The organism is Hydrogenobaculum acidophilum (assembly GCF_054656715.1).
On record NZ_BAAHXP010000012.1, the window covers coordinates 38,272 to 50,064 of the forward strand.

Here is an 11,793-nt window from a genome sequence, read left to right on the forward strand (position 1 = left end):
AGTCTAATATTATATCAGATAAATTATTATTCAAAAACACCTTCTATTTGATAACTGCAAAAACTACATTTACCCTTCGTTAGTTCTACGCTTTTAATAAAGTACCTATCTCTTTCTACAACTATATTCCCACACTTCGGACATACGGTATTTTCATGATCTGATTTTATATTGCCAGTGTATACATAGTATAAACCCTCTTCTTTACCTATCTCATAAGCTCTTTCTATCATAGGCTCTGGAGTAGGGTAAAGGTCCATAGCTTTATAATACGGGAAAAACCTTGATATATGCCACGGTATATGAGGGCCAAGCTCTTTGCTTATAAACTTAGCTATAAGCCTTATCTGTTCTTCGTCAAGGTATTTTGGCACTAAAAGAGTGGTAAGCTCTATCCATTTCTCATGCTTTAAACATAGTTTTATAAAGCTTAAAATTGGTTCAAGCTTACCTTTAGAATATTTTGCGTAAGCTTTTTCTGAAAAAAATTTTAAATCTATACTAAAAGCATCTATAACATCCATCAATTCCAAAGCTGGTTCTTCGGTTATATAACCCGCCGTTACCATAATATTTTTCAGGCCTTTTTCTTTTGCTAGCCTTGCTATATCTAGCATATACTCATAAAATATGATTGGGTCAGAATACGAATAGGATATGCTTTTAGAAGCCGTTTCCAAAGCTTTATCCACTATATCCTTAGGAGGTACAAAGGTGTTTTCAAAAAAAGATTTGTTTGATTCTTCTATTTTTACTTGAGATATTTCATAATTCTGACAACCAAGACAGTGTAGATTACATCCTGGTGTTGCTATGGTAAGGGTTTTATGACCTGGTAAAAAGTGAAACAACGGCTTTTTCTCAACAGGATCCAATGCAATAGATACTAAAGAGCCATATGTAGCGCTCATAAGTTTACCATTTTGGTTTAATCTAACACCGCAAACCCCCACTTGACCCTCTTTTAGTTTGCAATAATCAGGACAAAGCTCGCATATCACTTTGCCATCTTCGGTTGTCTTCCAATGTGAGGCCTCTATAAACATTTTTATAATATAAAATAGTTTTTAGATTTTATCAATAGAATTGATTATAAAGAATTTATTCTAAAACGTGTTTAGATGTTACAACACACAAGAAAATTCCTTCAAAAACCTTCATGTCTCCAACGTTTACATAAGCTTCAACTTTGTATTTGTTTTTATCTACATCTTTTACTTCGGCATGAGACATCATTATATCTCCAAGTTTTACAGGTTTTAGAAACTTTACCTCGGCTTTTGCTAAAACTACATTTGGATGATTCACGGCTAACATAGAAGCGTAATCCGCAAGCCCAAAGATAAACCCACCATGTATTAAGCCTTTTTCATCAACCATCATTTCTTCTGTAGCTTGTAAGCTTACATTAGCATAACCATCGCCTATCTCTATCGGCGTACCACAAAGACCTTGATTAATCTTTAAATGTGTGTTAATCATCATTTTATTAATTTATCTAAGTTGTCTTGGGATTGTATGATATTGCTAAATATTATATATATTTTAGAGATGCTGTCTTTTAGTTGTTCTACAGAGGTTAAAATCGTGCTAGAAACAGCGCTTTGTTCTTCTAAAGCATTTGCTATTGAACTCATTAAAGAATTTGTATTTTCAGCGTAGTCTATGTTTTGCTCCGATGCTTTCTTTATATCTTCAAAATATTCTACCAAGTTCTTAAATATGGTTTCTAAATTGTATATTTTGTTAGACAACTCCATGATAGCATTTTTGAGCATGAGTGTAGTAGAATTTATATCTTTTGAAAACTCCTCGGTTTTCTTAGCGAGTTTTCTCACTTCATCTGCCACCACAGAAAAGCCCCTGCCAGCTTCCCCAGCACGAGCTGCTTCTATAGAGGCATTCAAAGCTAAAATAGTAGTTTGTTCTGCTATAGAGTTTATATTTTTAGTGACTTTTACTATCTGCTCAGAAAATTTTGCAAGATTTTCAGCCTCTTTTGCTATATCTTTCACTTCTTTTGTATAAGATATGGCACTTTCTTTTTTATTGTCTATCTCCTCTCTTAAAGACATAGATTTATCTACCAGCAGCTCCATGGAAAACTTTACGTCTTGGGCATTTTGACTCATGCTATGTATGGTTTGACTTAACTCTTCTATGGCGTTTTTGATACCTATAGATTTTTCTTCGCTATCTTTTACTCTTTCTTCTATTATTTTTTTAGTATTTTTGACAAAAGATTCTATCAGTATATTTTTATAAAGTTTTTTAGATAGATTGTTTACTGTTTTTCTCAACATCTTATTTTTATCAAAAACTATCTCCATAATCCCCTCCGTTTAATATATCTCGTTTATTATGTCAAGACCACATCTCAAAGAAGAAAGCCAATCTAAAAATCTATTGGCATCTTCTTTTTTAAATATAGAACCGTGCTGAGGCGCTATCATATCTATATCTCTTTTCTTCACTTCGTTTACCCACTTTCTACAAGCTACGTTTCCATTCATATATCGTTTGTGAAATCCTTCCATGAGTGGAACATGTCTTTGGAAATCCTCTACAAAGACTTTTCTTTCACCTCTTGGAAATACCGCTGCTCCGATATCACCAGAAAAAAGAATTTTTGACCTTCTATCGTAGACGTTGAATTGACCTACGCTATGAAGATAATGAGCTGGTATAAACTCTAAAATATCTCCAGTTGGTAGAGTGTAAGTCATGCCTCTATCTGGTATACCTTTTATTCTCCTTATATCGGTAACACCAAAGTGCGGCACAAACCTTGTCTATAGGTTTGATATATAAACCTCTGCCGGTGTATTGGCAAGCCAAAGGGCGATACCAGAAGATACATCTGGATCTTGATGTGAATAAAATATCATTTGAATATTTTCTATATCTACGTATGTAGATACATTTGATATAACCCGTGGAAATACATATACACCGCCTGGGTCAAGTAAAAATCCTTTTCCTCTGTTTATTATGATGTACTGATTTACCTGGACAAACCCTTCTTCCTCCTCTTCTTCCCATCCAAGCCATATAAACTTGTGTTCCCCATCTTCGTACAAAACTGCCCCGTCCACTATAGATACTTTTTCATTTGTAAGCATTTTGTCCTCCTATGTATACTTTTTGCTTATTGTAATATATCATGAGACAAAAGTCAATGATTAAATTCAATCATGTGTTTTCTAAAATAATTTGGCACATAATGATTTTGCAACCTCTTGTTGGCTCTCTCTTTTATAGTGACAGCTTCAAAAAATGCTTTCCAAAGCTTTTGATACGTGTCTTTTTCTACATTTACCTCTTTATCAAAAACTTCTATACTAAGATTTTTCTCATAATAAACAGCAGCTTTTCTTCTTTTTATATCGTGTATTATAAAGCTTTCCTCTTGATATCTTTTTTTGAAAAACTCCCCCAAATAATCCAATACAAAGTGTTTTGGTTCAAACTTTGCATATAAAATATTATCCACTTGGTGAAATCTTAAAAAACCGATGTACTTGTGCCTTTCTCTATTTACTGATTTTCTATAATAAACTAAATTTCTTATAAAGTCTTTGTATATATCCTTTAAATGCTTATTTTTCATATAAAACAAAAAGCTTTTGTAAACATCGGAAAAGGCTTTCTCCTCATCAAAACAAAAACAATCGTAAAAAAGCTCTATAATATCGTCTTCTAGCAAACTCTTTGCTTTTTCGATTATGCTTTCATCTAAATCCACTTTTACAGTTTTAAAAAGTGATGGTTTTTGGGCTTTTAAAAAAATAGGATTTTTTATATCGTTGTTAAAAGCATAAAACAAAGCACTTAAAAACCCTTCAAAGCTATCCTCAAAAATTATATTTACCATAGCTTTAGTTGGGTGTAAGAATGACCTTTAGATTCTCCTTTTATGATAGCTTTTCTTATATATTCTGGTGAGAGGCTATAACCTAAGTATCTTTTTGCCACTATAAAATGTTTGGCTTTTTTTATGGATATACCAAGCTTTATAAGGTCTATGTCTTCCAATGTTTTGAAAGCTCTCGCTTGAATTATCTTCATAGCGTTTTTTCTGCCAATACCTGGTACTTTTATGAGCTCTTCGTAAGAGGCTTTATTTACATCCACTGGGTAAAGATGTATGTTTTTCAAAGCGAAGGCTGTTTTTGGATCTAACTCTAAATCTAAATTTGAATCTTTTTCTACTATGTCTTCGTACTTAAAATTGTAAAATCTAAGAAGCCAATCCGCCTGATAAAGTCTATGTTCTCTCAAAAGGGGTGTTTTATCTAATTTTATATGTTTTGTATTTGGTACAGGTATATATGCTGAGTAATACATTCTTTTTAGTATTTTTTTTTCGTAAAAGTAAGAAGCTAGCTTTAATATGTGGTAATCTGGCTCATCGGTGGCTCCTACTATAAGCTGTGTTGAAGAGCTTGCTACTGGCTTTTCACTGTTTTCCCTTAATTTTTTTACAAACATTAGAGGTTTTAAAACGTTGTCTTTGTTTTTCTCTGGTGCTAAAAGCTTTAAACTTTTTTCTGTGGGAAGCTCTATGTTTGAACTAACCCTATCGGCAAGCTTTGAAGCTTCTTCTACAAGTTCTTTAGAAGCCCCGGGTATTAGTTTCAAGTGAATATATCCGTTAAATTTATACTCCTCTCTTAAGATTTTCACGGTTTTTAGCATGAGCTCCATTGTATGGTCAGGAGATTTTGCTATGCCAGAACTCAAAAATAAGCCTTCTATATAGTTTCTCTTGTAAAAATTTATAGTGATATCGGCAAGTTCTCTTGGAGTAAAAGAAGCCCTTTTTATGTTGTTGGAAGCCCTATTTATACAATATTCACAGTCAAAGATACAAACGTTGGTGAAAAGCACTTTAAGAAGCGATACGCATCTACCGTCTGATGTAAAAGTATGACACACACCAGGAGCGTAAGAATTTCCTATACCACCTTCTATAGTTTCTCTTTTGCCACCAGAGCTTGCACAAGATACATCATATTTAGCGCCGTCGGCTAAAATCCTTAGTTTTTGCTCAACATCCATATTTATAAAATATATGTTGTTTTATAGGCTTTTAAAATGATTATTGTTTTGCTATTTTAAGAAGAAAGGTTGGAATTTCTTCCTTTTTCAAAACAAAGTCTACGCAACCAGTTTTTATGGCGTTTTCTGGCATAGCCCACAAAATAGCCGTTTTTGGGTCCTCTGCCACTGTAATACCACCGTTTTTCTTAACATCCACTATACCTTTAGACCCATCATCACCCATACCGGTCATTACTATACCGCAGGTATTTTCCTTAAAAACTTTGGCACAAGAAGACAAGAGTAAGTTAGCGGATGGTACATATATTAAAGAATTATCCTTTACATAGTTTACTATAGGCATATTCTCACTTCCAGTTATTACCATATTTATTCTACCCCTTGATATATATACATTGCCTGGCTTTAATACTTCGTTTTCTTCGGCTTCTTTAACATTTAATTTACATTTTGAATTTAAATGCTCTGCAAAACTTTTCGTAAATGTATCTGGCATATGTATTGCTATAGTTATCGGATATGGATAGTCTGATGGTAATTTTGGCAATATCTCTCCGAGGGTTTGTGGACCTCCAGTAGATATACCTATCGCTACAACACCTCTATTTCCTAATTTTCTAATAGTAGATGGTGTTATCTGAGGCGGCTTTGCTTCAATCTTCTTTTCTTCTTTTAAGGCTTTTAACTTGTCTAATATGCTTTTCTTCTTTAAAATAGCGCTTTCTATCTTTTTTAAAAGTTCGTCTTTCACCTTGTAAAAATCTGCGTAGTTTTTTGGTTTTGCTATAAAATCAAAAGCCCCCAACTCCAAAGCTTTTATAGTTTCTTTTGCTCCTTGGGTAGTATAAGCGCTAACCATTATAACTTGTGTTGCTATATTTTCTCTTTTTATATGCTCCAAAGTCTCCAAACCGTTCATCTTTGGCATTTCTACATCCAAAGTAACAAGATCTATGTTTTGCTTTTTCAAAATCTCTAGCGCCTCTAAGCCGTTGCTAGCTTCATAGATATTTTCCGCAAACCCAGAGGATTCTAATATTTTTCTTATCGCTGCCCTTATAAAAAATGAATCATCAACTATGAGCACATTCGCCATATCAATCACCTCAAAAGATAAGCCAAATAAGCTAATCCAGTGATTATTCTATAATATCCAAAAATTTTAAGGTTGTTGAAAGATATAAAGTTTAAGAAAGTCTTTACAGAAAGAATTGCAAAAATAAGGGCTGTTATAAAGCTAATACCCATCGGTAAAATATCCTGATGATGTATTTGGCTATGGTCTTTTAAAAGTGAATAAAAGCCTGCACTCAATATAGTTGGTATTGCTATCAAAAAAGAAAAATCAGCGGCAGTTTTTCTTTCAAAACCTATGAGCATAGCGCCTATTATAGTAGCACCTGAGCGAGATACCCCAGGTATCAAAGCAAGAGATTGAATAAAGCCAACTATAACAGCATCTTTTATGGTTACATCTTCTAAGCTTATAATTTTAGGTTTTTTGGGTAAAGATTCTACTATTATTATGATAACACCACCTAAAAATACCATGGTTGCGGTTATCAACGGATTTCCAAGAAGAAAGTGTTTTATAGGCTTATAAAACAAAAATCCTATAGCTCCCGTTGGTACAAAACCAGCTATTATCTTAAACCATATTTTTTTATCCACCACAAGTCTTTTTGAATAAAGTATTATTACTGCTATCACGGCACCTATCTGCATAAATATTTCATATATTTTAAAAGCCGGATTTTCGGTATCGATCCCAAGTAGTTTTCCTACTAGCGTAAGATGACCAGCAGCCGACACTGGCAAAAACTCCAAAGCTCCTTCCACAATACCAAGGATTATAGCATGTATTATACTCAAGGTTTTTCTCCTTTGTTGTTTGGTATAAATATAGATTGTACTCTTTTACCAGTGACTATAGCTTTATTTAGCTTTTTATAGTATATAACTTTATCTCCTTGAACAACGTTGCCTTTGTTTTTTAAATAAGCATTACCAGTTACTATAAGCTCCTCTTGTGGAACGTCATATTCTATAATGTCCCCTTTTATAAGCTTATTAGGTTCAGTATAAACAGGGTTCCCTGTGGCTATTATTTTTTCTATTTTCTTATTTTTGTCTAAAAATATCTTTAGCTCTTGGCAGGTTAACTTTCCGTTCCCTCTTGTGGCTATTACGTTGCCGGTATAGGTTATTACATTGTTGTTGTAGTCCATTTTGTTTGCTTCTATGTATATAGGTTTGTTTGAATTATTTGAGTTTATAGAGGTTCCGCCGTTGTTTTCTTTGCTAAAAGCTAAAAACGATAAAAACAAAACAAAAACAATAAAAATTAGCTTTTTATTTTTCATAGCTTTTAATATTATAAACTACGATATGTAAAGATGGTCTTAAATTTATATCAAAAGATTTGCCATAAGAAGCAAAGTTAGAAGCAGATATTATAATATCGTTGTTGGCCCAGAAGTGAGAGTTTTTCAAATCTATATTTGTATACTGGGTATATATTTTATCCTCATGTCCATTTTTGTCTTTTCTTGAGAACACCACATCTTGTTTTAAATAACCTATCCCTGAGTCTTTATTTAAAACCCCCTCTTTTGCCAATATTTTATAAGGTGGGTTTATAGCTTTTATGTCCTTTAGCGTTATATATTGACCCTTCATTACCAACAAATCACCTGTTATATTCCAGGCATCTTGCTTATTTGTATATATTCTAAGGTTTATTTGTTTTAATATCTGAGGTGAGTTTGTCTCTTTTTGATGAATATGCTCTTTTTCGTATATAAAAAAAGCTCCGATACTTAAAAATATTATAACTATTAGACTTATTATTAGCTGCACAAAATAATTATATCAAAGATTACTCTGTAAATATCTGACCCTCTATAGGTTGTACGTCTATGCCTTTTTCTTGCATAAACTTCATAGCTTTTTCTATTTCTTCTATATCTCCATCTATTTCTATATTTAGTATTGCACTATCTTGAGTAACCTTTGCCATCTTGATATTTACCACAATATTAAAATTTTTACATACACTACATATGATAGGTTCTTTAGCAACGCTTTCTGGGTATATAAGCCTTAACCTTACAAAATTCATAAAAGTATTATAACATAAAAAGATTATTTTAATTTATAATAAATGCTATGATTACAAAGTTTTTATTAAAGCTAGCCCTCATAGGTGGGGACCCGGTACTGTATCTTCTCATAGTGATGAGCATTTTTTCTGTAGCTGTTATGATAGAGAGGTTTTTAACCTACAGATACATAAGCAAAAGACTCGAACTTTTTAAAGAGCTTGAACTAAGAATTGCATTAGATAAAAGATTAGGCATATTGGCCACTTTTGGCAACAACGCTCCGTTTATAGGGCTTTTCGGAACGGTGCTTGGGGTTATAAAAGCCTTTAACGATCTTGGCAACTCATCGCAGTTTGGTGTGAAAGTTGTAATGGAGGGTATATCTCAGGCTTTGGTATCGACGGCTATGGGGCTTTTTGTGGCTATTCCTTCTGTTATAGCTTACAACTACTTTGTTAGAAAAATGAAGTATCTACTTTTACTACATGAAAGCAAAGGGAAAATCCATGAAAGAATTTGACCAAGACAAAGAAATATCAGAGATAAACATGACCCCTTTTGTGGATATAGTGCTTGTAATACTTATAATATTTATGGCTACTGCCACTTTTATGGTGGAAGGTAAAATTCCTGTAAATTTACCAAAGGCTAAAACATCAGAAAGAACCGCTGTATCTACAAAACCCGTAGTAATAGCCATAAAAAAAGACGGCACAATATTGATAAACAACCAAATTATAACTGGCAAGCTAGAAGACACCTTATCAAAAGTGGCCAACAAAGAATCTACTATAGTGTTACAAGCTTCCAAAGACACGCCTTTTCAAAACGTAGTAAGTGTCATAGATGCTTGTAGAGAGCTTGGTATAAATAAGTACATGATAGAAACCAAAAAAGAATGACACCGCATCTTAAAAATCGTCAAAAAGAATACTTTATCTTAGGTATATTGTTATCTTTGCTTTTACATATTTGGCTTTTGATAGCATTTATACACCTAAAAACCAAAAAACCAAAGAAAAACAAACCAATAGAGATAACCATGGTACAAAAGGGAATTCCAAATAAAAACATAATGCCAAAAGCAGTACCACTCCCCCCTATCCCACTACAAAAACCCATAAAACAAACACCCTTAAAACATCATATATCAAAACCTCATCGGAAAGTCAATGCAACAAGACCAAAAACCCAAAGGTACGAAGCCCTACCTTCCCACATCTTAAACTCTTTACCTAAAAGCAGTTATAAGCCCCAGAAAGAGTCTTCACAGCAAAAAGAAAAGCCAGCGCTAAAACCATCCACACCATCACCACCTTCAAGACCAATAGCCAAAGAAGGACAAAAACACTACAACGCTAAAGCAAATCTTAATTTAAACATAAAACAGTTTGTAAAAAAAGAAGAAAGTATATATCAGTATCTTAGCTGGCTTATAAGATATTTAAATAAACAAGCTAGAGAAAGAGACTTATATCCCAAAGAAGCTAAAAAACTTGGCATAAAAGGAGAGGTGGTGGTAAGAGTCACGATAAACAAAGATGGAACGATAGATAAGTCATCTTTAAAGGTTGTACAGTCAAGCGGTTATAAAATTTTAGACGAGAGTGCTCCAAAAATCATATACGAGCTATCACCTTTTAAAAAGCCTCCTAAAAAAATTACAATAAATCTTCCAGTATATTTTTTAATAAATGGATATTATTGACTACTTATATTTATCTTAGGATACAAGATTTCAACCTTCTTTACCCATCTAAGGTTGCCTTTTATAGATGTATCAATAACATTTTTTATAGACATATCCACCACCGGACAATCTGAGCATCCACCTTCAAACTGAAGGTAAACCACGTTGTCTTTTACATCTACTAGTTTCAAATTACCGTGGTGGGCATCTAAGGCTGGCCTTATCATCTTCAAATTCCTTTCTACTTCTTGAAGTTTATCTTCCATAAGCACACTCCTTAAGAAGCCAAAGAAACTATCTTATTCCAAACTTCAAACTTTTCTTCTTCTGGTACCCTTGATATCCTAAACAACCCGTTTACAGAAAGCTTATCCCCCAACACATCCAATACATCCTCTTCTATAAGTTTTTTTAAACCATAATCCATTAAAAGATTTCTACTTTCTGGGACTATCTCAAAAAGTTCTACTAAGACCATATCCATGCTTAATCTTAAATTTTGCATAGAACCTCCTAATCCTTAATTTTCTTCACAAAAGCATGAAACTCACCGTCTTCTTCGTAAATTCCTAAAAACTCTTGACCTGTGGCTTTACACCAAGCAGGTACATCTTCTACTACGCCTGGGTCATCAGCTATTAGTTCTATAATCTGACCCACCTTCATATTCTTCATCTGATTGCTAAGTTCAGATATCGGTATTGGGCAATAAGTACCGCACACGTTGTGCTCTACATCAGCCTTAATGTCCTCTAGCATAACTTTCAACTCCTATCTTGAAAGAATTTATTATATCATCTTCTAAAGGGTGCGCAATCTGATTTATCATATCGTTGTTTATATAAACGTTTACATAAGTTGTTTTATTACCAGAATACCTTGCCATTATACCGCCTATGTATGGCATATCGTCTATATGAAAATCTTTAATTATAGCCAAAGCTTTACCATCTACGTAAGCATAATCAAACCTATTTTTAAACCCACTTAAAAATCTTGTCTCGCCTTCATTTCTTGATACTATCATCTTCGTGCCGTTTGGCAATCTAAGATGTCTTCCTACGGTCATGAGACTTAAATCGTCCCAATTTAAAGATTTTTTAAAACTAATCTCTTCTTTAAATTTAACAGCAAAATGTTCATCCGTAAGATAACAACATCCACCAGATGGTTGTTCGTATTCTACGTTGTATATTTTAGCCAAATTTATCTGTTTTGTCCTGGACCTTCCAGATATATCCCACATAAGTTCTCTTTTTATTAGACCTTTTTCCTCTGGTATTGTTGTTGGTAAAAGCTTTCCAGACAATGGCCTTACAATGAAACCTTTAAGACCTGTTTCTTTTTCTACTATAAAAAGTTTGTCTTTTGTTTGGGACATTGGCCTTTGACCCAAAACCTCACCTGTAGCTATAAAGTCGTAATTTTCTTTTTTCATTATTTCTTTTAATTTTAAAAGCATAAAAATTCTACAATCCAAACAAGGGTTGATGTTTTTACCATAGCCAAATTTTGGATTTAATATTACGTTTATATATTCTTCTGATATGTCTATTATTTCTATAGGAAGTTGAAGGTTTGCAGCAGCTTTTAAAGCTGGATTTTGTGGTATTTTACCATCTTTGTTTGGTATGCCAAGTCTTCTTTTATGCTCTGTTATGCAAAAGCCAGTATAAAAATGCACAAGCTTAACGTCTATACCTTGAACTTTAGCTATGTTTACAGCGGCAAGCTGGCTATCCAGCCCACCGGAAAAAAGTATTAAAGCTCTTGGCTTATATGTCATCTTATGTAGCTAAAAATCCAAACTCTTGGCTTTCTTCTTCCTCAGATTCTTCGAAGCAAGTAGGTATAGCACTAGCTTCTTCCAGTCTACCTTGCTTTGTAAGGTAATCTCTTATAGCCACGTGAAGCGTTTCAAGACCTAAGTTTGTG

The 11,793-nt window shown here is 33.4% G+C and carries 17 protein-coding genes and 2 pseudogenes; 3 read left to right on the top strand and 16 right to left on the bottom strand.

Going from position 1 to position 11,793, the window contains the following annotated elements:
• Positions 1 to 26: 26 nt before the first annotated feature.
• The 11 genes and pseudogenes from amrS to ACYQZV_RS06930 all read right to left on the bottom strand — a co-directional run bounded on the left by amrS (position 27) and on the right by ACYQZV_RS06930 (position 8,185).
• The gene (amrS, locus tag ACYQZV_RS06880; protein ID WP_459894289.1) at positions 27 to 1,046 is read right to left on the bottom strand and encodes an AmmeMemoRadiSam system radical SAM enzyme; all 1,020 of its coding nucleotides are present in this window, start codon (positions 1,044 to 1,046) and stop codon (positions 27 to 29) included.
• A gap of 55 nt (positions 1,047 to 1,101) precedes the next feature.
• Entirely contained in the window at positions 1,102 to 1,485 is a 384-nt protein-coding gene (locus ACYQZV_RS06885; protein ID WP_459894291.1) for a hotdog domain-containing protein, read from the bottom strand.
• Complete coding sequence (locus ACYQZV_RS06890) at positions 1,482 to 2,330, bottom strand: methyl-accepting chemotaxis protein (RefSeq protein WP_459894293.1); 849 nt, start codon at positions 2,328 to 2,330, stop codon at positions 1,482 to 1,484. The genes ACYQZV_RS06885 and ACYQZV_RS06890 overlap by 4 nt, the downstream gene beginning before the upstream one ends.
• Before the next feature lie 12 nt (positions 2,331 to 2,342).
• Positions 2,343 to 3,122: pseudogene (locus tag ACYQZV_RS06895) on the bottom strand (oxygen-binding di-iron domain-containing protein).
• Between the two features lie 53 nt (positions 3,123 to 3,175).
• Entirely contained in the window at positions 3,176 to 3,874 is a 699-nt protein-coding gene (locus tag ACYQZV_RS06900; protein ID WP_459894295.1) for a TIGR03915 family putative DNA repair protein, read from the bottom strand.
• Positions 3,868 to 5,061 carry a putative DNA modification/repair radical SAM protein gene (locus ACYQZV_RS06905; protein WP_459894297.1) on the bottom strand — a complete coding sequence of 398 codons (1,194 nt, stop codon included), beginning with the start codon at positions 5,059 to 5,061 and terminating at the stop codon, positions 3,868 to 3,870. The genes ACYQZV_RS06900 and ACYQZV_RS06905 overlap by 7 nt, the downstream gene beginning before the upstream one ends.
• 40 nt (positions 5,062 to 5,101) lie before the next feature.
• The gene (cheB, locus tag ACYQZV_RS06910; protein WP_459894300.1) at positions 5,102 to 6,160 is read right to left on the bottom strand and encodes a chemotaxis-specific protein-glutamate methyltransferase CheB; all 1,059 of its coding nucleotides are present in this window, start codon (positions 6,158 to 6,160) and stop codon (positions 5,102 to 5,104) included.
• A 5-nt stretch (positions 6,161 to 6,165) separates the two neighbouring features.
• Positions 6,166 to 6,936: an undecaprenyl-diphosphatase UppP gene (gene uppP / locus ACYQZV_RS06915; RefSeq protein ID WP_459894303.1), complete on the bottom strand. Its 771-nt coding sequence runs from the start codon at positions 6,934 to 6,936 to the stop codon at positions 6,166 to 6,168.
• The gene (gene lptA / locus ACYQZV_RS06920; protein WP_459894305.1) at positions 6,933 to 7,427 is read right to left on the bottom strand and encodes a lipopolysaccharide transport periplasmic protein LptA; all 495 of its coding nucleotides are present in this window, start codon (positions 7,425 to 7,427) and stop codon (positions 6,933 to 6,935) included. Before lptA ends, uppP begins: the two co-directional genes overlap by 4 nt.
• Entirely contained in the window at positions 7,417 to 7,923 is a 507-nt protein-coding gene (lptC, locus tag ACYQZV_RS06925; RefSeq protein ID WP_459894307.1) for an LPS export ABC transporter periplasmic protein LptC, read from the bottom strand. The genes lptA and lptC overlap by 11 nt, the downstream gene beginning before the upstream one ends.
• A 19-nt stretch (positions 7,924 to 7,942) precedes the next feature.
• Entirely contained in the window at positions 7,943 to 8,185 is a 243-nt protein-coding gene (locus ACYQZV_RS06930) for an NIL domain-containing protein (RefSeq protein ID WP_459894309.1), read from the bottom strand.
• A 47-nt stretch (positions 8,186 to 8,232) separates the two neighbouring features.
• Between ACYQZV_RS06930 and ACYQZV_RS06935 the strand changes: the two genes are divergently transcribed.
• Genes ACYQZV_RS06935 through ACYQZV_RS06945 form a run of 3 tightly spaced genes read left to right on the top strand, consistent with a single transcriptional unit; the run spans position 8,233 to position 9,876 of the window.
• Entirely contained in the window at positions 8,233 to 8,688 is a 456-nt protein-coding gene (locus ACYQZV_RS06935) for a MotA/TolQ/ExbB proton channel family protein (protein ID WP_459894311.1), read from the top strand.
• Positions 8,675 to 9,070, top strand: coding sequence for an ExbD/TolR family protein (locus ACYQZV_RS06940; protein ID WP_459894313.1), 396 nt, complete (start codon positions 8,675 to 8,677; stop codon positions 9,068 to 9,070). The genes ACYQZV_RS06935 and ACYQZV_RS06940 overlap by 14 nt, the downstream gene beginning before the upstream one ends.
• 56 nt (positions 9,071 to 9,126) lie before the next feature.
• Positions 9,127 to 9,876: an energy transducer TonB gene (locus ACYQZV_RS06945; protein WP_459894315.1), complete on the top strand. Its 750-nt coding sequence runs from the start codon at positions 9,127 to 9,129 to the stop codon at positions 9,874 to 9,876.
• Here ACYQZV_RS06945 and ACYQZV_RS06950 read toward each other — a convergent pair.
• The 5 genes and pseudogenes from ACYQZV_RS06950 to ACYQZV_RS06970 form a co-directional block, all read right to left on the bottom strand.
• The gene (locus tag ACYQZV_RS06950) at positions 9,870 to 10,124 is read right to left on the bottom strand and encodes a NifU family protein (protein WP_459894317.1); all 255 of its coding nucleotides are present in this window, start codon (positions 10,122 to 10,124) and stop codon (positions 9,870 to 9,872) included. The genes ACYQZV_RS06945 and ACYQZV_RS06950 overlap by 7 nt on opposite strands.
• An 11-nt stretch (positions 10,125 to 10,135) precedes the next feature.
• Positions 10,136 to 10,363, bottom strand: coding sequence for a hypothetical protein (locus ACYQZV_RS06955; protein ID WP_459894319.1), 228 nt, complete (start codon positions 10,361 to 10,363; stop codon positions 10,136 to 10,138).
• Between the two features lie 8 nt (positions 10,364 to 10,371).
• A complete protein-coding gene (locus ACYQZV_RS06960; protein ID WP_459894321.1) occupies positions 10,372 to 10,617 on the bottom strand; it encodes a sulfurtransferase TusA family protein in 246 nt (81 codons plus the stop codon).
• Entirely contained in the window at positions 10,601 to 11,644 is a 1,044-nt protein-coding gene (locus tag ACYQZV_RS06965; RefSeq protein ID WP_459894324.1) for a hypothetical protein, read from the bottom strand. Before ACYQZV_RS06965 ends, ACYQZV_RS06960 begins: the two co-directional genes overlap by 17 nt.
• Position 11,645: 1 nt before the next feature.
• Positions 11,646 to 11,793 (bottom strand): annotated as a pseudogene (locus ACYQZV_RS06970) (iron-sulfur cluster assembly scaffold protein); the annotation flags it as partial.